Source organism: Citrobacter sp. Cu233 (genome assembly GCF_030332225.1).
Lineage (GTDB): Bacteria > Pseudomonadota > Gammaproteobacteria > Enterobacterales > Enterobacteriaceae > Citrobacter.
Window position 1 is genome coordinate 38797 of the sequence record NZ_JAOWIF010000030.1, and the last position, 19970, is coordinate 58766.

Annotated in this window: 17 protein-coding genes and 1 pseudogene; 9 read left to right on the forward strand and 9 right to left on the reverse strand. The window is 49.4% G+C overall.

Features of this window, described 5'->3' with window-relative positions; genetic code table 11:
• The first annotated feature begins 63 nt into the window (after nt 1-63).
• The 4 genes from OGX95_RS06290 to dbpA all read left to right on the forward strand — a co-directional run bounded on the left by OGX95_RS06290 (nt 64) and on the right by dbpA (nt 4231).
• A complete protein-coding gene (locus tag OGX95_RS06290) occupies nt 64-1230 on the forward strand; it encodes a methyl-accepting chemotaxis protein (protein ID WP_286628820.1) in 1167 nt (388 codons plus the stop codon).
• 157 nt (nt 1231-1387) lie between these two features.
• Nucleotides 1388-2371 (forward strand): zinc transporter ZntB, encoded by a 984-nt coding sequence (zntB, locus tag OGX95_RS06295; protein WP_286628784.1) that lies wholly within the window; start codon nt 1388-1390, stop codon nt 2369-2371.
• A gap of 275 nt (nt 2372-2646) precedes the next feature.
• Nucleotides 2647-2829, forward strand: a complete 183-nt coding sequence (gene ynaL / locus OGX95_RS22990; RefSeq protein ID WP_502872762.1) for a proline-rich small protein YnaL — start codon at nt 2647-2649, stop codon at nt 2827-2829.
• A 28-nt stretch (nt 2830-2857) separates the two neighbouring features.
• On the forward strand, nt 2858-4231 hold the full coding sequence (gene dbpA / locus OGX95_RS06300; RefSeq protein WP_286628786.1) for an ATP-dependent RNA helicase DbpA: 1374 nt from the start codon (nt 2858-2860) through the stop codon (nt 4229-4231).
• 76 nt (nt 4232-4307) lie between these two features.
• Here the strand turns inward: dbpA and ttcA are convergent, their stop codons facing one another.
• The 3 genes and pseudogenes from ttcA to pdeG all read right to left on the reverse strand — a co-directional run bounded on the left by ttcA (nt 4308) and on the right by pdeG (nt 7382).
• The gene (gene ttcA, locus OGX95_RS06305) at nt 4308-5243 is read right to left on the reverse strand and encodes a tRNA 2-thiocytidine(32) synthetase TtcA (protein ID WP_061067980.1); all 936 of its coding nucleotides are present in this window, start codon (nt 5241-5243) and stop codon (nt 4308-4310) included.
• Nucleotides 5244-5292: 49 nt separating this feature from the next.
• Nucleotides 5293-5712: pseudogene (locus OGX95_RS06310) on the reverse strand (tyrosine-type recombinase/integrase); the annotation flags it as partial.
• A 152-nt stretch (nt 5713-5864) separates the two neighbouring features.
• Nucleotides 5865-7382, reverse strand: a complete 1518-nt coding sequence (pdeG, locus tag OGX95_RS06315) for a cyclic di-3',5'-guanosine monophosphate phosphodiesterase PdeG (protein WP_286628787.1) — start codon at nt 7380-7382, stop codon at nt 5865-5867.
• Between the two features lie 370 nt (nt 7383-7752).
• Between pdeG and OGX95_RS06320 the strand changes: the two genes are divergently transcribed.
• The gene (locus tag OGX95_RS06320) at nt 7753-8046 is read left to right on the forward strand and encodes a YciI family protein (protein ID WP_286628788.1); all 294 of its coding nucleotides are present in this window, start codon (nt 7753-7755) and stop codon (nt 8044-8046) included.
• Between the two features lie 216 nt (nt 8047-8262).
• On the opposite strand, the gene uspF is transcribed toward OGX95_RS06320, so the two are convergent.
• The 4 genes from uspF to nifJ form a co-directional block, all read right to left on the reverse strand.
• On the reverse strand, nt 8263-8697 hold the full coding sequence (uspF, locus tag OGX95_RS06325; protein WP_286628789.1) for a universal stress protein UspF: 435 nt from the start codon (nt 8695-8697) through the stop codon (nt 8263-8265).
• An 81-nt stretch (nt 8698-8778) separates the two neighbouring features.
• Nucleotides 8779-8991: a KTSC domain-containing protein gene (locus tag OGX95_RS06330; RefSeq protein ID WP_286628790.1), complete on the reverse strand. Its 213-nt coding sequence runs from the start codon at nt 8989-8991 to the stop codon at nt 8779-8781.
• A gap of 150 nt (nt 8992-9141) precedes the next feature.
• Nucleotides 9142-10275, reverse strand: coding sequence for a porin OmpC (gene ompC / locus OGX95_RS06335; protein WP_286628791.1), 1134 nt, complete (start codon nt 10273-10275; stop codon nt 9142-9144).
• Nucleotides 10276-10645: 370 nt separating this feature from the next.
• A complete protein-coding gene (gene nifJ / locus OGX95_RS06340; RefSeq protein WP_286628792.1) occupies nt 10646-14170 on the reverse strand; it encodes a pyruvate:ferredoxin (flavodoxin) oxidoreductase in 3525 nt (1174 codons plus the stop codon).
• 274 nt (nt 14171-14444) lie between these two features.
• On the opposite strand from nifJ, the gene OGX95_RS06345 reads away from it, so the two are divergent.
• Nucleotides 14445-14711 (forward strand): putative hemolysin, encoded by a 267-nt coding sequence (locus tag OGX95_RS06345; RefSeq protein ID WP_003020360.1) that lies wholly within the window; start codon nt 14445-14447, stop codon nt 14709-14711.
• A 13-nt stretch (nt 14712-14724) separates the two neighbouring features.
• Here OGX95_RS06345 and hslJ read toward each other — a convergent pair whose 3' ends face one another.
• Both hslJ and OGX95_RS06355 read right to left on the reverse strand, forming a co-directional pair.
• On the reverse strand, nt 14725-15144 hold the full coding sequence (gene hslJ, locus OGX95_RS06350; protein WP_286628794.1) for a heat shock protein HslJ: 420 nt from the start codon (nt 15142-15144) through the stop codon (nt 14725-14727).
• Nucleotides 15145-15257: 113 nt separating this feature from the next.
• On the reverse strand, nt 15258-16247 hold the full coding sequence (locus tag OGX95_RS06355; protein ID WP_137381769.1) for a 2-hydroxyacid dehydrogenase: 990 nt from the start codon (nt 16245-16247) through the stop codon (nt 15258-15260).
• A gap of 531 nt (nt 16248-16778) precedes the next feature.
• Here OGX95_RS06355 and OGX95_RS06360 point away from each other — a divergent pair.
• The 3 genes from OGX95_RS06360 to OGX95_RS06370 are packed head-to-tail and all read left to right on the forward strand — an operon-like array spanning nt 16779 to nt 19937.
• Nucleotides 16779-19418 (forward strand): YdbH family protein, encoded by a 2640-nt coding sequence (locus OGX95_RS06360; protein ID WP_286628796.1) that lies wholly within the window; start codon nt 16779-16781, stop codon nt 19416-19418.
• On the forward strand, nt 19415-19606 hold the full coding sequence (locus OGX95_RS06365) for a YnbE family lipoprotein (protein ID WP_003020350.1): 192 nt from the start codon (nt 19415-19417) through the stop codon (nt 19604-19606). Before OGX95_RS06360 ends, OGX95_RS06365 begins: the two co-directional genes overlap by 4 nt.
• A gap of 7 nt (nt 19607-19613) precedes the next feature.
• The gene (locus OGX95_RS06370; protein WP_135321923.1) at nt 19614-19937 is read left to right on the forward strand and encodes a YdbL family probable chaperone protein; all 324 of its coding nucleotides are present in this window, start codon (nt 19614-19616) and stop codon (nt 19935-19937) included.
• Nucleotides 19938-19970 lie beyond the last annotated feature (33 nt).

Sequence of the window (19970 nt, forward strand, 5' to 3'; positions counted from 1 at the left end):
ATCTGCATTGCAGGTGCTATAAAAAATAATACTCCGCGTTATTCTTTGGCAGGCAGGATTAAAATGTTAAATAATATAAGCGTCAGGACGTTTATTATTTTATTTCTGGTATGTACCATAGTTGCCCTCAATATCGTTGAGGTAATATTATCTGCAGGTTTTGATGTCATTATTGGCACCGATGTGGTTTGTACTATTTCACTATTATATTTATGGTGGTATATGACAAAATATCTCGTCGTGCCGATTAATACGGTAAAAGAAAGCATTGAAGAGGTGACCGCAGGGAATCTGGCGATGAGTATTCCTGAGTTCGGAAATAACTGTGCTGGCAGACTTATTCCGGGAATTAACAGTCTGGCAAGTAACATTTCCACCTTAGTCAGTGAGATCAGAACCTCTTCGCGTACCGTGATGACGCTTTCTGAACAGCTCGCAGAGCGTAGTGCCGAATTGTCAGTAAAAACGGAACAGCAGTCTGGCGCGTTAATGCAAACAGCTGCGAATATGGATGAGATAGCGGTTAGTACACGCAACAATGCAGAGAATACGCAAATGGCGAGCGCCCAGGCAAATATTGCGACACAATCTGCTCGTCAGGGAGGCGATTTAATGGTGCAGGTCGCTACCAATATGCGCTCGATCACCGACTGCGCCCAGCAGATGACTGAAATTATCGCATTAATCGATGGTATTGCATTCCAGACGAATATTCTGGCATTGAATGCGGCGGTTGAGGCGGCGAGAGCCGGCGAACATGGTAAAGGTTTTTCTGTCGTTGCAGGTGAAGTGAGAATATTGGCACATCGTAGCGCAGAAGCGGCAAAAAGTATTAAACGGCTTATCGATGAAACGCATCACAATGTCCAGCAGGGTGCGGCGGTTGTACGTGAAGCCGAAAAGAACATGCAGGATATTGTGGGTGGCGCAGGGCAATTAAATCAGCTGATGGCGGAGATATTAACAACCACACGGGAACAGGAAAATGGGATCATCAGAATTACCCAGGCTCTGACCGAACTGGAAAACGTGACGCAAAGTAATGTCAGTATGGTCGATGAGTTATCTGATTCGTCCGGTATCCTGAAAAGCCAGGTGAATGATCTTCTGTCACGCACACATAAATTTCGCTTAAGTAATAACATATCTGTCGAAACAACCACGCTTTTGCATCGAGATTCCTCCGTCTCCGGACTACGCCAACGGGTTAAATACGGTTCTTCATTTTAAGATTCAACATCTGCTGGCAACAGCGCCGAACCCGTCGGCGCTTTTCATTTTCTTGAACACTTTTATGAATCATTTCAGCATAATGGGACAATACGATATTGCTTAACATATACTGAAGACTAGACTAACGAAAAGTTTGAATGTTTATGGAGGCGCTGTGGAAGCCATTAAGGGAACTGAAGTTAATGTGCCGGATGCCGTGTTTGCCTGGCTGCTGGATGGTCGCGGTGGCGTAAAACCGCTGGAAGACAACGATGTTATTGACAGCACGCATCCGTGCTGGCTGCATCTTAATTACACCCATTCTGATAGCGCGCAATGGCTGGCGACAACGCCTCTGCTTCCTAATAATGTGCGTGATGCGCTGGCGGGAGAAAGTACTCGCCCACGCGTAAGCCGGGTCGGGGAAGGGACGCTGATTACGTTACGCTGTATTAATGGCAGCACCGACGAACGCCCTGATCAGCTTGTCGCCATGCGCTTATATATGGACGAACGCCTGATTGTCTCAACGCGCCAGCGTAAAGTGCTGGCACTGGATGATGTGGTGGGTGACTTGCAGGAGGGGACAGGACCGTCTGATTGTGGTAGCTGGCTTGTGGATGTTTGTGATGCCTTAACCGATCATGCCAGTGAGTTTATCGAACAATTGCATGACAAAATTATCGATCTGGAAGACAACCTGTTGGACCAGCAGATCCCGCCTCGTGGTTTTCTGGCATTGCTGCGCAAACAACTTATTGTTATGCGACGCTATATGGCTCCTCAACGCGACGTTTATGCGCGTCTGGCGAGTGAACGCTTACCGTGGATGACTGACGATCACCGACGTCGGATGCAGGATATCGCCGACAGGTTGGGAAGAGGGCTGGATGAGATCGACGCGTGTATCGCCCGGACGGGCATTATGGCGGATGAAATTGCTCAGGTTATGCAGGAGTCTCTGGCGCGAAGAACTTATACTATGTCGTTGATGGCAATGGTTTTTCTTCCCAGCACATTTTTAACCGGACTGTTTGGCGTCAATCTTGGGGGGATTCCCGGTGGCGGCTGGCAGTTTGGCTTTTCACTATTCTGTATTCTGTTAGTTGTCCTGATTGGTGGTGTTACTTTATGGTTGCATCGTAGTAAATGGTTGTAACAACTACGTTTTTTAGCGACTTTCGTGAGTGAAAACGGCGAAGTTTTTGAGCGAGGTCAATAAACCATCTACCTATTCGGGGCAATATCTCTCTCGCAGGTGAATGCAACGTCAAGCGATGGGCGTTGCGCTCCATATTGTCTTACTTCCTTTTTTGAATTACTGCATAGCACAATTGATTCGTACGACGCCGACTTAGATTAGTCGGCTTTTTTTTGCCTGCAGGAAACCAGCGTCTACCCTAAAAGGGTCAGTCTGAATCACTGGAGGGTAATATGACCTGCTTATTCGCCCCGTTGCCGTTGCAACGCCCCCATTCCGATACTGTCCCCACCGATCCGGTTCCGATTCCCGATTCCATACCTCGTCCGCAACCTATGCCAGACCCGTCACCGGATGAAGAACCGATTAAATTGTCGCATCACGGGCGCAGATCTGCGAGGATACGCGCCTGCTGAATGTGAGTTTTTACCGCGAGATTAAATTGTGACCGCTTTTTCAACCCTGAATGTTTTGCCTGCCGCCCAACTCGAGAATCTTAATGAGCTGGGTTATCTTGAAATGACGCCTGTTCAGGCTGCCGCGTTGCCGGCAATCCTGGCAGGAAAAGATGTTCGCGTGCAGGCAAAAACCGGCAGTGGCAAAACGGCCGCGTTTGGTCTTGGCCTGTTACAGCATATTGATGCTGCGCTTTTTCAGACTCAGTCGCTGGTATTGTGCCCGACACGCGAACTGGCTGACCAGGTCGCCGGTGAATTGCGTCGATTGGCGCGTTTTCTGCCAAATACCAAAATTTTAACGCTGTGCGGTGGTCAGCCCTTTGGCGCGCAGCGTGATTCTCTGCAACATGCCCCACATATTATTGTTGCCACGCCGGGGCGTTTACTCGATCACCTGCAAAAAGGTACTGTCTCCCTTGAGGCGTTGAATACACTGGTGATGGATGAAGCCGACCGGATGCTGGATATGGGATTTAGTGATGCAATTGATGACGTGATCCGTTTTGCGCCAGCGTCACGTCAGACATTGCTGTTTTCCGCAACCTGGCCGGAAGCGATTGCCGCGATCAGTGGTCGCGTGCAGAACAATCCGTTAACGATTGAGATTGATACAGTCGATGCGTTGCCAGCGATTGAACAACAATTCTTTGAAATCTCCTCACACGGCAAAATTCCGCTGTTGCAAAAATTGCTTAGCCAGCATCAGCCGGCATCATGTGTGGTTTTCTGTAACACCAAAAAAGACTGCCAGGCTGTTTGTGATGCACTGAACGCAGCAGGGCAAAGCGCCTTATCGCTTCATGGCGATCTTGAGCAACGAGATCGGGACCAGACGCTGGTACGTTTTGCCAACGGCAGCGCTCGTGTTCTGGTTGCCACCGATGTGGCGGCGCGTGGCCTGGATATTAAATCGCTCGAGCTGGTGGTTAACTTTGAACTGGCATGGGATCCGGAAGTTCATGTACACCGTATTGGACGTACTGCCCGTGCGGGTAACAGTGGCCTGGCGATTAGCTTCTGTGCGCCGGAAGAAGCGCAACGTGCCAATATTCTGTCCGAGATGCTGCAACTGAAGCTGAACTGGCTACCTGCACCAGGTAATGGCTCAATTCTGCCGCTGGAAGCTGAGATGGTGACGCTGTGCATCGATGGCGGTAAAAAAGCTAAAATGCGGCCTGGTGATGTATTAGGGGCGTTGACCGGAGATATTGGTCTGGACGGGGCAGATATCGGCAAGATTGCCGTTCATCCGGCGCATGTCTACGTGGCCGTTCGCCAGTCTGTGGCACATAAAGCGTGGAAGCAACTGCAGAACGGTAAGATCAAAGGCAAGAATTGCCGGGTTCGTCTATTAAAATAAATGTCCGCAGGAGTGCCTGATGGTGCTCTGCAGTAGGCCGGATACGGCATTTACGTCGTATCCGGCATTCTCTACATTACTTCACTTCCACCACGTTCAGACGCAATTCATCTAACTGGTTTTCATCTTCTTCCGGCTGCCATCCTGCAGGTTGCAGTGGGATCTCTTCACGATCGAATGCCAGATCACCGCCATCTACCACTTCTGAGCCGTGTTTGATGCCTTTAAAATCGAACAGATTGATATCGCTCAGGTGAGAAGGCACCACATTCTGCATCGCACTGAACATCGTTTCAATACGACCTGGATAGCGCTTGTCCCAGTCACGCAGCATATCAGCGATCACCTGACGTTGCAGGTTAGGCTGTGAACCACACAGGTTGCACGGAATAATCGGGAATCCTTTCGCTTCAGAGAAACGCTCAATATCTTTTTCGCGGCAATAGGCCAGCGGACGGATCACAATATGCTTACCATCATCGCTCATCAGCTTAGGCGGCATACCTTTCATTTTTCCGCCGTAGAACATGTTTAAAAACAGTGTTTGCAGGATGTCGTCGCGATGGTGTCCCAGCGCAATTTTGGTCGCACCTAATTCGGTTGCCGTGCGGTACAAAATGCCGCGGCGCAGTCGGGAACAGAGTGAGCAGGTCGTTTTGCCTTCAGGGATTTTATCTTTGACGATCCCGTAGGTATTTTCTTCGACAATTTTATACTCAACACCCAGTTGTTCCAGATACTCCGGCAGGATGTGCTCCGGGAAGCCCGGTTGTTTTTGATCCAAATTTACGGCGACCAACGAGAAACTGATCGGGGCGCTTTGCTGCAAATTCCGCAGGATTTCCAGCATGGTGTAGCTATCTTTCCCACCGGAAAGACACACCATAATGCGATCGCCGTCTTCTATCATATTGAAATCGGCAATAGCTTCACCCACATTACGGCGCAGGCGTTTCTGTAATTTGTTCAGGTTGTATTGTTCTTTCTTTGTAACTTGTTGATTATCTTGCATTATTACCGTTCTCAAAAACCAAAAGGAGCATATAAGGGGCAAACTTCCATCACAGGGCGAGTTTGTTATTCAACATTGCAACCCGATCGCCATTCATTTTTTCAATCCATGTACTGTAGGCGTCGTACACCATTTGCGCGTTTTCATGCCCCATCTGATTAGCTATAAATGATGGGTTTGCTCCAGCCGATAACAGCCAGCAGGCAAAAGTATGCCGCGTATGGTACGGATTACGGCGACGAATACCAGCACGTTTTACAGCGGCGTTCCATCTCGCACCGATGCTACTCATAGAGTAGTAAGGTTTTTGCTCTCCTTTTCGCATCCGGGGCATAAAAACAAAGTGTACGCGTTGGTTTTCGGTCTTACCGTACTCTCTATGGTGGAACACTGGCTGTAGGGCAATCACTTCACGCTGAGCGTTGAGTGCATCCAGTGCAGCTGTAAATAGACCCGTTTTAGTTCCAGGCATTTTTTGAGAACCCGGCCAAATTATCAGCAGGGTATTGCAGAAGTGAACTAATTAGCAGGTATTTCGTGTAAATCTGATATTGTGCCATTGTTGTATGCACTGGCAGTAAATGAGTTTTTGAGCCCGAGGTTAACGTCTTGGGTTTTTGCTTAAATTACCTTAGTTTTAGACTTAGACAGCAGAATTCTTATCAACTCAGTAAAGGGGACTGGCTTAAAAAAATAGTATCCCTGTAAAAAGGTGATGTTGTTCCGGTTGAGGTAGTTAAGTTGCTCCTGCGTTTCTACACCTTCGGCAACAATACTGATGTTGAGTTTACGCGCCAGATCTAATACTGAATCCAGTATTCTGGTCGAATCTTCATGCTCAGTGACCCGGCTGACAAAGCTCTGGTCGATTTTGATGTAATCGATATGCAGGTCATGCAAATAAGAAAGTCCTGAGTACCCTGTCCCGAAATCATCCAGAGCAATGGCAAAGCCATTTTCATGCAGCACATTTAAGGTCTGAACAATGCTTTCATTAACATCCAGATGCTCTCGTTCTGTGACTTCAATGACCAGGTTCAAATCTTGCCTGCAGAAACTGCCTTTATAGTTAATGCATTCTTCCACGAATGTGGGAGTAGCAATGTGCGAAGCGCTGTAGTTTATCCCAACGTGAAAGCCCTCAGGCAATTTGCTGGCAATGGCGTTCATATCGTTCGCAACCTGGGTCATCAGGCTTTGTGTCAGCGGAACAATTAACCCTGACTTTTCAGCTATCGGTATAAATGATGCGGGTGAAATATATCCGGCTTGCGGATGTTTCCACCGGGCCAGTACTTCAACGCCGCGTAGAGTCCCTTCCTTACCATTTACGATGGGCTGATAGAAGGGGATTACCTCACCTTTCGAAATCGCCCAACGTAGCGCTTCTTCAGGCAACGTATTTTTATTGAGATACTTAGCCAGTAAGTAACCGGCAAGACAGGAGATCAGCAATAAAAAGAGCAGGATCCCTCCAGCGCGGTAGATGAGTTTTGGTAGGCTAAAAACAGGAGGAGCGGTGTATTGAATACTATAAGGGTAGTTTTGAGCGTCAACTAAACGAAAGTGACTCAGGGTTTCATTTTCTGTCGTGACGTCACCGGATCTTCCAAGAGCGCTATTTCCTACTTTTAGTGAATACGAAATACCTTCCAGCGGAATATCCAAAGCATCACGTATATGTCGATCGCTCATGGTTACTACAATACGATTGTCGGCAACGTTCGTCTGGTACAACAGGACAGGGAGATTGTTTACTGTGCCCCTGGCCGGTACGAGAAGCAACTGCGAATCGGGTAATGAGTCAACGTTTACTAACAGGACACGATTCCCAGGTAGTGATGAACACCAGACCTTGCCATGTCTGAGGATAACGATAGTCCGGAGATGCGGAAGTAGGGCCGCTTCAGTGCCGAGTTGATATTGCTCTTCCAGACTACATCTGTTCTTAGCGATGTTTATTGCTGTCCGGGTGGCGAGGTGAGCTTCATCCAGGATGATATTCATATTTTTTATAGCATACTTAGCTCCCGCAAGACTGTCCGTCTGCGCGGAATACCATAGTTGTGTATTCAGAATAAAAACCCCTAACACAAACATTGATATGGCAACGGCGATTGGAATGAGAAAATTGCGCATTTGCATACCCGGGCATGAGTGAGTCCCCCGACGCGGCTGGTGTCAGAAGAGCCCTATCTGGATTTATAAAGAGCATGGTCGACAAAATTCAAAATAACCATACGAAGACAAAAATTCCGCATTGAAAGTTTTCGAAAAAAACGCCACCAAACGGCTATATACACAAAGATTGATTAAATGACCGGCCCGCTTCATGGGGGGCAGTCCATAAGTGGGCTTCTTATTCCTCCTTTTACACTTGCAGTTGAGCGAGGCGAGAGCATGAATCGTACGGGATGGAGATGATGCACTCTCAATAATGCTTGATCGCTTTCTCCTCACTTTGCGCAGTGATACTATCCAAATACCTTCCTTCTATAAGGACTATAGGATGAGTATCATTTATGTTGTTGTTTTAACTTATGTAAAACCGCTAGAAGAAGTTGACTCTCAAATTCCAGCGCATGTTGAGTGGCTTAAAAAAGGTTACGAAGACGGCGTGTTTTTGGCATCAGGAAGAAGAATTCCTCGTAATGGTGGGGTCATACTTGCGAAATGCGACAGTATTGAAGCATTAGAAGAACGTCTTCACCAGGACCCATTCCAGAAGTTAAATATTGCTAAAGTCGACATAATTCCCTTCGAAGCGAGTATGCGAGCTCAGTTCATGGAAAATATGCTCTGACCATGTATCGACTCATTTGCTCATATTGAGTTGAACATCGCTGATATGGGCAAATGACGATGAATTGATCTGCCGAAGCCACTAAAAAGTCTGCTATAAAAACTGTGGCGTGTATGGTACGGATAGTCGGGAAAAATGTCAGCACTGTTAAGTCAGGAATCGCGGGGTAAAAGAGGGATAAACAAAAAGCCCGCAACGGTGTGCGGGCCAGACAGCTTAGCGAACCACCAGAACTGAACACTCCGCGTGACGCACCACGGCTGCGGCGTTAGAGCCCAGCAGATAAGTGGTGATGTCCGGTCGGTGTGACGCAATAATGACCATATCTGCAGGTAATTTCCTGGCGATCTCCAGGATTTTATCTTTTGGTGCACCTTCAGCAACGTGAACATGCACTCTGTCCATTGGGATATTGAACTTCTTGATAATCTCTTCCAGTTGAGATTTCGCTTCGGCTTTCAGATCGTCCATGGCCGGTAACTCTGCCGAGTAGGCCAGTCCCAAAGAAGCGTAATAGGGCAGTGACGGAATAACGGTCAAAAAATGGACCTGGGCATCGTCAATTTTTGCCTCTGCTTCAACATGGGCAATAACACGTTGAGTTAATTCTGAGTCTGAAATATCGATGGGTACAAGAATCGTTCTGTTCATAAAACCTCCTGTTTAAGTATCCACCTAAAGCTTACCGCGTAATGGCACTTTATGTACAATGACAAAGATCACATTTTGGCATCACTTTATTTTGATTTCAGGAAATTTCCCTTTTATAACCCCATCATAAAATCGGCCTTTCGATACCACAGTCAGGAAATCACGAAAAATACGCGCAGGGACATGTTGATACTGCAATGTAGTCAGTTGATGAAAGCGAATTTCAAGTGTGCGAGAGGATTCGTCATAGCCGACGGATGCAATACGGGATGATTTAACAGGGTGATGATTCATTGCAGATATCCTCTACTACAGGTATTAATGCAAGATATCATCTATCAAAGGTGTGTTTTAACGCAATAGATATAATGTTTTGATCTACATAAAACGGAATTGTGATGCGGGGAAACAAGAGTAGCCCGCTGTTTCCAGCGGGCTGACAGATTAGAACTGGTAAACCATACCCAGTGCTACAACGTCATCGGTAGAGATATCGTTTTGGGTGTAGAAGTCTTTGTCTTCATCCAACAGGTTGATTTTGTAATCAACGTAGGTGGAGAAGTTTTTGTTGAAGTAGTAAGTCGCACCTACAGAGGCATATTTAACCAGATCCTGGTCGCCATCAGATCCGTTTACACCCAGATCCTGACCTTTAGACATCAGGAAAGAAACTTCCGGACGCAGGCCAAAATCGAACTGGTATTGCGCAGTCACTTCAAAGTTCTGAGTTTTGTTGGCAATAGTATTATTACTACCGTCTGAGCCGCCGTAAGGGGTCATATTCCGGGTTTCGGAGTACATGGTTGCCAGATAGATGTTGTTCGCATCATATTTCAGACCAACTGTCCATGCGTCAGCTTTATCACCACCCGCAGTAGAATCGTTAACCTGCTCGTTCGTACGGTCAGAAGAAGTATATGCCGCACCGAAGCTTACGCCCATACCCAAGTCATAGGTAGAGGAAATACCGAAGCCGTCACCGTTGGAATTCTTCATGTTACGATCGGCGCCACCGTTATTGGTGCCTTCCTGCTCTGGCGACTGATTTTCGTTCGCGCCCTGGTATTGCAGCGCCACGTTCAAACCGTTAACCAGACCGAAGAAATCGGTATTACGGTAGGTTGCTACGCCGTTTGCACGGCCGGTCATGAAGTTGTCGGCTTTGGTGTAGGAGTCACCGCCGAATTCCGGCAGCATATCGGTCCAGCCCTCCACATCATACATAACGCCGTAGTTACGACCGTAGTCGAATGAACCGTAATCACCCACTTTAATACCAGCGAAGGCCAGACGAGTCCAGGAATCGCCTTTATCACCTTCGGTGCCGTTAGCCTGAATCTGATATTCCCACTGGCCATAGCCGGTGATCATATCGTTAACCTGAGTTTCGCCTTTGAAACCCATACGCATATAAGTTTGATCGCCATCACTGTTAGCGTCATCAGAAAAATAACGCAAGCCATCAACTTTTCCGTAGAGATCTAATTTGTTGCCGTCTTTATTATAAACTTCAGCAGCGTGAGCTGCGCCAGCAGCTAACAATGCAGGAATGACAAGTGCCAATACTTTTCTGTTCATTGAAATAATCCTTTAGTTTTTTTATTAACCTGTGACTACCCGTGTAGGGAGTAAAAACATGCTAAAGGAGAAGTTCCGTAAAGAGATAAATATGAATTGTTACGCCTTAAGTAAAACCTTAAATAAATAATTCTGCTGAAATGATGATAATTATCATGAATGTTTTATTGTGGAAGTATATAAATTAAAAATTATACAAGAGAATCTTATTGCGCTATTCTGCGCAGGTTATATGCCTTTATTGTCACGATTTAATTTATTTTCGTTGGTCTGTTGGCAGGAATGCTCACTACCCAGCGAATAAATTGACAAGCCCGAACAAGTGTTCGGGCTTTTTTTTTGACTCCAGATTAATACCTCACTGAGCGTATTAATCTGTGCTGCTCTTTTCTGCTTTTCCTGCCAATTGCGCCAGGAAATCGTAGCGTTTTTGCAAGTCAGCCGTTGCGTCTTTCCACAATTGCTCCGCAACGTCGGGTTGTTGAGCATTCAGACGACGGAATCGCTGCTCATTAAGCAATGTTTCAGCCAGCGCATCTGATGGTGGACGAGAATCCAATGCCAGCGGCAATTTGCCTTCATCTGCACGACGCGGGTCAAAGCGATACAATGGCCAGAACCCGGTTGCGGTGAGCTGACGCATCTGATCGTGGCTCAGCGCGAGATCGTAGCCATGTTCTTCACAAGGGCTGTACGCAATAATCAACGATGGGCCCGGATAAGACTCCGCTTCCTGAATTGCTTTCACCGTCTGGTTTAGCTGTGCGCCCAACGAGATCTGTGCAACGTATACATGGCCGTACATCATCATACTGACACCAAGATCTTTGCGGGCCTTGCGTTTACCATGCTCGCCGAATTTAGTCACGGCACCGAGCGGTGTGGCTTTTGACGCTTGTCCGCCAGTGTTGGAGTAACACTGGGTATCCAGTACCAGAATGTTAACGTTCTCGGTCAGGCTTAAAACATGATCCAGACCACCAAAGCCTATGTCATAGGCCCAGCCATCACCACCAATCAGCCAGATGGATTTCTCCACCAGCGCATCGGCGTCGGTCAGTAACTGCTGTGCGCCTTCGACACCCTGCAGATGCTGGCGCAACGCGGCAACTTGCTCACGACGGACTTCTGGTGTTGCTTCCGTGTGCAGAGCGTCATTCAGCTCAGCCGGGATTTTGTCGGCAAACTGTTCCAGTAAACGCATGACGCGCACACGATGCTGATCTACCGTCAGACGGAAGCCCAAACCAAACTCGGCGTTATCTTCAAACAGTGAGTTCGCCCACGCCGGTCCACGGCCATTGGCATCGGTGGTATACGGCGTTGATGGCAGGTTACCGCCATAAATTGATGAACAGCCAGTGGCGTTGGCGATCAGCATACGATCGCCGTACAGCTGCGTAAGGAGTTTGATATACGGCGTTTCACCGCAACCAGAACAGGCTCCGGAATATTCAAACAGTGGGGTAATCAACTGAGATGTTCGGATATCAATGCGCTCCAGCTTGCTGCGATCGATCTCCGGCAGATTGAGGAAGAAGTCATAATTCACTTTTTCTTCTTCAACATGTTCAAGGCGAGACATCATATTGATGGCCTTGATCTCAGGATTCTGCCTGTCTTTCGCCGGGCACACTTCGACGCACAGATTACAGCCGGTGCAATCTTCAGGTGCAACCTGCAGTACGTACTTCTGACCGCGCATATCGCGTGATTTCACATCCAACGAATGCAGGCTGGCAGGGGCGTTTTCCATCGCTTCTGGTGATACCACTTTGGCACGAATGGCCGAGTGCGGACAGGCGGCAACGCAATGGTTACACTGTGTACACAGATCTTCTTTCCAGATAGGAATTTCTTCGGCGATATTGCGTTTTTCCCAGCGCGTGGTGCCCATCGGCCAGGTACCGTCCGGCGGTAACGCTGAAACGGGCAGGGCATCGCCGAGACCTGCGAGCATCGCTGCTGTCACTGTTTTTACAAAATCGGGCGCGGCATCAGAAACCACTGGCGGGCGGTTGGCGCTGTGCGGATCAACCGGTTGCAGTGCCACTTCGGCGACGGATTCACGTGCCAGCGCCAGCGCCTGCCAGTTACGTTCAACGAGATCCTGCCCTTTGCTGCTGTAGCTTTTGGCAATTGCACCTTGCAGTTCAGCCAGGGCGCTGTCACCTGGTAAGATTTGCGTCAGATGGAAAAACGCCATCTGCATGACGGTGTTAATACGTGCAGCCAGACCGCACTCACGCGCGATTTTGGCCGCATTAATCACATAGAAACGGGCTTTCTTCTGATTCAGTATCGCCTGAACTTCCTGTGGCAGGCGAGTCCAGACTTCATCCACGCTGTACGGCGTATTGAGCAGGAAAATACCGCCAGGCTTCAGACGCTCGGCCATTTGATATTTATCGATAAACTGCAACTGATGGCAGCCGACAAAATCAGCTTGTGATACCAGATACGCCGAACGGATAGGTTGCTCACTGACGCGCAGGTGAGAAACGGTCAGGCCACCTGCTTTTTTCGAATCATAGACGAAATAGCCCTGCGCGTACCACGGCGTGGAGTTACCGATAATCTTGATATTGTTTTTGGTGGCCGACACGCTACCGTCACTACCCAGCCCGTAAAACAGGGCTTCGAGTTTTGCGGTGCCGGGCAGGGTGTTTTCCGGCAGTGGCAGTGACAAATTGGTGACGTCGTCATAAATACCGACCGTAAAACGCGATTTGGGCCTGGCGCTGCTCAGTTCATTAAATACTGCCATCACACAGTCCGGGCCGAACTCTTTCGAGGAAAGGCCATAGCGCCCGCCAATGACGCGCGGTAACGTTTCACGCTCACCGCAGTTAAAGGCTTCGGCCAGCGCGGTCATCACATCCAGATACAACGGTTCTGCCTGGGCGCCAGGCTCTTTGGTGCGATCCAGAACGGCAACGCTACGCGCAGTTTCTGGTAATGCCTGTAGTAAATGTCTGGCGGAGAAGGGGCGGAACAGTCGAACTTTCAGGACGCCAACTTTCTCTCCACGAGCAAGTAACTCTTCGACGACTTCTTCGCAGGTACCAATCGCGGAACCCATCAGGATAATGACACGCTCCGCCTGTGGATGACCGTAATACTCAAATGGCTGGTACTGACGGCCTGTCGCCGTGGCGAAATCGTTCATCGCCTGTTCTACGTGATCGTAAACCGCGTTGTACCATGGGTTCGTCGCTTCGCGTGACTGGAAGTAAGTGTCCGGGTTGGCAGATGTCCCGCGAATAACGGGATGTTCTGGGTTCAGCGCGCGGGCACGATGCGCATCAATTTCAGCTTGCGGCATCAGGCTGAGGATCGTGTCATCTGCCAGGGGCACAATTTTATTGATTTCATGCGATGTGCGGAAACCATCAAAGAAATGAATAAAAGGGACACGGCTTTTCAGCGTGGCGATGTGTGAAATCAGCGCGAAATCCTGTGCTTCCTGGACGCTGCTGGCACAGAGCATAGCGCAGCCTGTCTGACGCACTGCCATTACGTCGGAATGGTCACCGAAGATAGACAGCGCATGAGTAGCAATGGTACGCGCGGCGACGTGCAGCACAAATGGCGTCAACTGACCGGCCAGTTTGTACAGCGTTGGGATCATCAACAGTAGGCCCTGCGATGAGGTAAACGACGTTGAGAGTGCACCGGTCTGCAATGCGCCGTGAACGGTCGCGATTGCGCCGCCTTCTGACTGCATTTCTACGACGCGAGGTGTATCTCCCCAGACGTTTTTAAGCCCGTTCCCGGCCCAGGCGTCTGCCTGTTCAGCCATCGTCGAACTCGGTGTAATCGGGTAGATGGCGATAACCTCGCTGGTACGAAAGGCGACCGAAGCAACCGCACCATTACCGTCAATTGTTTGCATACTGACACCCTTACATTGCGCAAAAAGAGGGACTCGCAAAACAGTAGCGAGTCCTGTAATTATTCTTTTATTTTAGCAAAAGGCTTTCAGGCACATTTTCGCTTTTGTGTCCCTGGAATAAACAGAATGAATGGTTTGATCAAAGGAGTAGCCAAAAAATTGCCAGAAAATGTAAACAGCACGCATAAATGCGCATTTTGCCTCTCGACGGCAGTGTTTCCGCTGCCTATTATTTATGGCTGTGTCGTTTGGTTAATATTCAGAGGGGAGTAAGATGCGCGCAGCGTTTTGGGTAGGATGTGCCGCGTTATTATTATCGGCTTGCAGCAGTGAACCTGTTCAGCAGGCAACGGCCGCACACGTTGCACCGGGTATGAAGGCAGCAATGTCCAGTTCCGGAGAAGCCAATTGTGCCATGATTGGCGGTTCGCTATCCGTTGCTCGTCAACTGGATGGTTCTGCTATCGGGATGTGTGCATTACCCAACGGCAAACGCTGTAGTGAGCAGTCGCTTGCCGCCGGAAGCTGTGGGAATTATTGAGTCACTGCTTTTACTACATTAAATCCGCCAGTTTAAACATCAACGTTTGTTCTGCCGTAGCCAGTGTTAACTGGTCAGCAGTCAGATCGACCTGTGCGCCTTGCTTAAACATCTCGCTGACGATGCCGTCGAGCGCGTTAAGCTGTGGATCGGCGCACATCATGCGTGTCATTGCCATGTCTTTCACTTTCAATTCTCCGTCGGACAGCTTGCCCTGACCGTGGAACTGATTACACATTTTTCCCGATACCGTCATATTTTCACCGAAACTTAATTCGGGTAGGGTATTGGCGACGGTTACCGGCTTGCCATTGACGCTCTGTAAAACAAAACGGTGGTGCTGTAACTGTTCGCGATTGACGGAAATTTTTCCATTGCTCACACAGCCAGCCATAAGCATGCTGAGCGCAATCAGCGTGACAATTTTCTTCATTAACTTTCTCTACGTTCGTGACGGGATTGCATTCATGATGATAATGATATCGCCAGATTTATCATTGAGGGTTATCTGAAAATGCTCCCCTGGGGGACAGGGGAGCGGAATGATTAGAAAAGGGCGTTCGGGCAGGTTTCGCCTTTGGCGATTTGTGCCAGATTCTGCAAGGTTGTTTCAGAAATGCTGGTCAACGCTTCGGCAGTCAGGAATGCCTGATGCCCGGTGAACAGGACGTTATGGCAGGCTGACAAACGACGGAACACATCATCCTGAATCACGTCATTGGACTTATCTTCAAAGAACAGGTCGCGTTCATTTTCATACACGTCCATACCCAGGGAACCGATCTTCTGGTTTTTCAGCGCATCGATTGCTGCCTGAGAATCAATCAGCGCACCACGGCTGGTGTTGATGACCATCACGCCATTTTTCATTTGCTCAAAGGCTTCGTGATTGAGCAGATGATAATTTTCCGGTGTTAACGGGCAGTGCAGGGAAATAACATCAGACTCCGCAAACAGTGTTTTAAGATCGACATATTCCACCCCTAACTCAAGGGCGGCGGCGCTGGGATACGGATCAAACGCCAGCAGGCGCATACCAAACCCTTTCAGGATCCGCAGTGCGGCAATACCGATTTTACCGGTACCAATCACCCCGGCGGTTTTGCCGTACATGGTAAAACCGGTCAGGCCTTCCAGAGAAAAGTTGGCGTCACGGGTGCGTTGATACGCGCGGTGAATACGGCGGTTCAGCGTCATCATCATACCGATTGCATGTTCGGCGACGGCTTCAGGTGAATAGGCAGGAACACGTACAACCTGCAAGCCCAACTCTTTCGCGGCGTCCAGATCGACGTTATTGAACCCGGCGCAGCGCAGCGCGATGTATTTCACACCGTGCTTTTTCAGCTCTTCCAGAACAGGGCGGCTGCCATCGTCGTTGACGAAAATACACACGGCTTCGCAGCCGTGGGCTGTTTTGGCCGTCTTTTCCGTCAACAGAAAGTCAAAAAATTCAAGTTCAAAACCAAAAGCCTCGTTAACCTGCTGCAGATACTTCTTGTCGTACTGTTTTGTACTATAGATGGCGAGTTTCATAAGACTTTCTCCAGTGATTTTGACGTCACATTAATTCAACTAAAATTATTTTACAAAATCTAAAAAATTATTGATAGTCATAGACGTAATGAATGATTTCGACGCATCTGTTGTTAGTGTGGGCAGGTTACTCGTTTTCAACAACTGGATAATTTTCATCCAGCTCAACGTCCGGTAAACATAACGTGGTTAAAAAGCCAGCTAAACCACATCCAGACAGCTACGCTTATACAGGTATCAGATATCGGGAGGGGTTATGCTAACCATAGTGATGGACAGCTGAGGCATCATTGAGCCTACATTTTCCGCTTCTGTGTTGAAATCATCCCTGACGGCACGCGTCACAGCGGGCATATCAAATCACCACCTATCTCATTGAATTAAATATTATTTTATGAGTAGCTCACTATTTATAGATAATCTGTATGTTTTGGTGGCACCGATTCTTAATGTGGGCATGCTTAGCTAAACATGCCACAATACAAGCCGAAACCGGCTTAAATTTTTGCTAAATCAGGATATTAACTACCCATGAAGGGTAAATATAAAGCCGTATTGGCGCTACTATTATTGTTGACCCTTGTGCCACTGACGTTGTTGATGACGCTGGGCCTGTGGGTTCCGACGCTGGCGGGCATCTGGTTGCCGGTCGGTACGCGCATTGCGATGGATGAGAGTCCGCGGCTTACCCGGCACGGACTGCATATTCCCGAACTCCGCTACCTGGTCGATGATTGCCCGCTCGCACGTATCACCCAGGCAGATTTGTCGCATCCCAGCCGTTGGCTGCTGAACGTCGGTAGTCTTGAACTGGATTCCGCCTGTCTGGCCAAACTTCCGCAGACGGAGCCATCGCCCGTCGCGCCTAAAACGCTGGCGGAATGGCAATCCATGCTGCCCAACACCTGGATTAACATCGATAAACTCATTCTCTCTCCGTGGCAGGAGTGGCAGGGCAAGCTGTCGCTCTCGCTGACGTCTGCCATTCAGCAGGTGAGTTATCAGGGTGAAAAGGTCAAATTCCAGGGCCGTCTGCATGGGCAAAATCTGACGGTAAATGAACTGGACGTCGCGGCATTTGAAGGGCAACCGCCGGTAAAACTGGTTGGGGAATTTACGATGCCGCTGGTTCCTGACGGGCTGCCAGTGAGCGGGCATGCGGTCGCAACGCTCAGTTTACCGCAGGAACCAACGCTTGTGGATGCGGAACTGGAATGGCAAGAAAATAGCGGACAACTGATCGTGATGGCACGGGATGCGGCCGATCCGCTTCTTGATCTGCCATGGGAAATAACGCGTCAGCAATTGACTATCAGTGACGGTCGCTGGAGCTGGCCGTATCAGGGGTTCCCGTTAAGTGGGCGTCTGGGGGTGAAAGTCGAAAACTGGCAGGCCGGTGTGGAAAATGCCGTGGTGAGTGGGCGTCTGAATATTCTGACGCAAGGTGAAGCTGGCAAAGGGAATGCGGTGTTAACCCTGGGGCCCGGTACGCTCAGCATGGATAACAGCGATATGCCGTTACAGTTAACCGGCGAGGCGAAGCAGGGCGACCTGATTTTTTATGCGATGTTACCCGCCAAACTCAGCGGCAGTCTGAACGATCCGCGGCTGGCTTTTGAACCTGGCGCGCTGCTGCGTTCCCGTGGCCGCGTCATCGACTCACTCGATATTGACGAAATTCGCTGGCCATTGGCTGGCGTTAAAGTGACACAGCGCGGTGTGGATGGGCGTCTACAGGCCATTTTACGAGCGCATGAAAACCAGATGGGCGGCTTTGAGTTGCACCTTGATGGTCTGGCAAATGATTTTCTTCCTGATGCCGGTCGCTGGCAGTGGCGGTATTGGGGCAAAGGCAGTTTTACGCCGATGCATGCGCTTTGGGATGTCGCGGGCAAAGGGGAGTGGCACGACAACACCCTGAGACTTTTCGATCTCTCGACCGGATTTGACCATCTGCAATACGGCACAATGAAGGTGGAAAACCCGCGTCTGGTAATGGATGAACCGATCGTGTGGGTGCGGGACGCGGCACAGCCGACGTTTAGCGGCGCGCTGTCGCTGGACGCCGGAAAAACCACCTTCTCCGGGGGCAGTACTCTGCCGCCTTCAACCCTGAAGTTCAGTGTCGAAGGGACCGACCCGACAATATTCCAGTTCAAAGGGCAGTTGCACGCGGGCGCAATTGGCCCGGTCCAGTTGAATGGCCGCTGGGATGGGATCCGCTTGCGTGGTCAGGCCTGGTGGCCAAAACAATCGCTCACCGTATTCCAGCCGCTGGTACCACCGGACTGGAAAATGAACCTGCGTGAAGGTGAACTGTATGCCCAGGTTGCTTTCTCCGCCGCGCCGGAACAGGGCTTTGAGGCGGGCGGTCATGGGGTATTAAAAGGCGGTAGCGCCTGGATGCCCGATAACCAGATCAATGGCGTCGATTTTGTGCTGCCGTTCCGTTTTAGCGAAGGGGCATGGCAACTTGGCACGCGCGGGCCGATTTCATTACGCATTGCGGAAGTCGTGAATCAGGTTACGGTGAAAAATATCACCGCCGACCTGCAGGGCGGCTATCCCTGGAGTGAAGATAACCCATTGCTGCTGAGCGATGTCAGCGCCGACTTGCTGGGCGGCAAAGTGGTGATGCAGCAACTGCGCATGCCGCAGCATGATCCGGCATTAGTGCGGGTGCAAAATATCTCTTCCAGTGAACTCATCAGTGCGGTAAATCCGAAGCAGTTTGCTATGTCGGGTCCGGTCAGCGGTGCGTTACCGTTATGGTTAAACAATGAAAAGTGGATTATCAAAGACGGCTGGCTGACCAACCCGGGACCGATGACGTTGCGTATCGACAAAGACACCGCGGATGCCGTTGTCAAAGATAACATGGCAGCTGGCGCGGCGATTAACTGGTTACGTTATATGGAAATCACCCATTCCTGGACGAAAATTAATCTGGATAACCTCGGTGTGTTAACCATGCAGGCCGCTGTCACTGGTAATAGCCGGGTGGATGGCAAAGTGGGAACGGTAAATTTGAATTACACCCATGAGGAAAACGTCTTTACGTTATGGCGCAGTTTGCGTTTTGGCGACAATTTACAGGCATGGCTTGAGCAAAATGCAGCGCTGCCAGAAACCCATTGCCCGGAAGGCAAGGAATGTGAGGAACAACAATGAAAACTATCGCGGCTATGCTGGGACTGCTGGCGTCATCTTTGCTGGTAGGGTGCACCCCGCGCATTGAAGTTGCAGCGCCGAAAGAGCCCATTACCATCAATATGAACGTCAAAATCGAGCATGAGATCCATATTAAAGTGGATAAAGACGTCGAGAGCCTGTTGAAATCACGCAGTGATTTATTCTGAGGTGACGATGAAAAAACAGCTAAAAGTGACCATACTGCTGCTGAGTTTGCTAAGCGCTAACGCCTTTGCCCTGACCCTGGCGGATGCCAGAACCCAGGGACGGGTGGGTGAAACGCTCAATGGCTACCTTGTGGCATTGAAGACCGATGCGGAAACCCAGTCGCTGGTGAGTGAGATTAACAAGGCGCGCAGTGCCAGCTACCAACAGCTGGCCGAGAGTAACAATATTCCCGTCGATGAAGTGGCAAAAATGGCCGGGCAAAAGCTGGTGGCTCGCGCCAAACCGGGGGAATACGTCCAGGGTATTAACGGGAAGTGGTTGAAAAAGTAATCTGATTTTTAATCAATGAGATGTATCTGGCAG

Bases quoted from the DNA above. Each gene is read 5' to 3' on its own strand.
- OGX95_RS06290 (WP_286628820.1), top strand. From the start codon at position 64: ATGTTAAATAATATAAGCGTCAGGACGTTTATTATTTTATTTCTGGTA.
- ynaL (WP_502872762.1), top strand. From the start codon at position 2,647: ATGACCTGCTTATTCGCCCCGTTGCCGTTGCAACGCCCCCATTCCGAT.
- ttcA (WP_061067980.1), bottom strand. From the start codon at position 5,243: ATGCAAGATAATCAACAAGTTACAAAGAAAGAACAATACAACCTGAAC.
- pdeG (WP_286628787.1), bottom strand. From the start codon at position 7,382: ATGCGCAATTTTCTCATTCCAATCGCCGTTGCCATATCAATGTTTGTG.
- OGX95_RS06320 (WP_286628788.1), top strand. From the start codon at position 7,753: ATGAGTATCATTTATGTTGTTGTTTTAACTTATGTAAAACCGCTAGAA.
- uspF (WP_286628789.1), bottom strand. From the start codon at position 8,697: ATGAACAGAACGATTCTTGTACCCATCGATATTTCAGACTCAGAATTA.
- OGX95_RS06330 (WP_286628790.1), bottom strand. From the start codon at position 8,991: ATGAATCATCACCCTGTTAAATCATCCCGTATTGCATCCGTCGGCTAT.
- ompC (WP_286628791.1), bottom strand. From the start codon at position 10,275: ATGAACAGAAAAGTATTGGCACTTGTCATTCCTGCATTGTTAGCTGCT.
- nifJ (WP_286628792.1), bottom strand. From the start codon at position 14,170: ATGCAAACAATTGACGGTAATGGTGCGGTTGCTTCGGTCGCCTTTCGT.
- OGX95_RS06345 (WP_003020360.1), top strand. From the start codon at position 14,445: ATGCGCGCAGCGTTTTGGGTAGGATGTGCCGCGTTATTATTATCGGCT.
- hslJ (WP_286628794.1), bottom strand. From the start codon at position 15,144: ATGAAGAAAATTGTCACGCTGATTGCGCTCAGCATGCTTATGGCTGGC.
- OGX95_RS06355 (WP_137381769.1), bottom strand. From the start codon at position 16,247: ATGAAACTCGCCATCTATAGTACAAAACAGTACGACAAGAAGTATCTG.
- OGX95_RS06360 (WP_286628796.1), top strand. From the start codon at position 16,779: ATGAAGGGTAAATATAAAGCCGTATTGGCGCTACTATTATTGTTGACC.
- OGX95_RS06365 (WP_003020350.1), top strand. From the start codon at position 19,415: ATGAAAACTATCGCGGCTATGCTGGGACTGCTGGCGTCATCTTTGCTG.
- OGX95_RS06370 (WP_135321923.1), top strand. From the start codon at position 19,614: ATGAAAAAACAGCTAAAAGTGACCATACTGCTGCTGAGTTTGCTAAGC.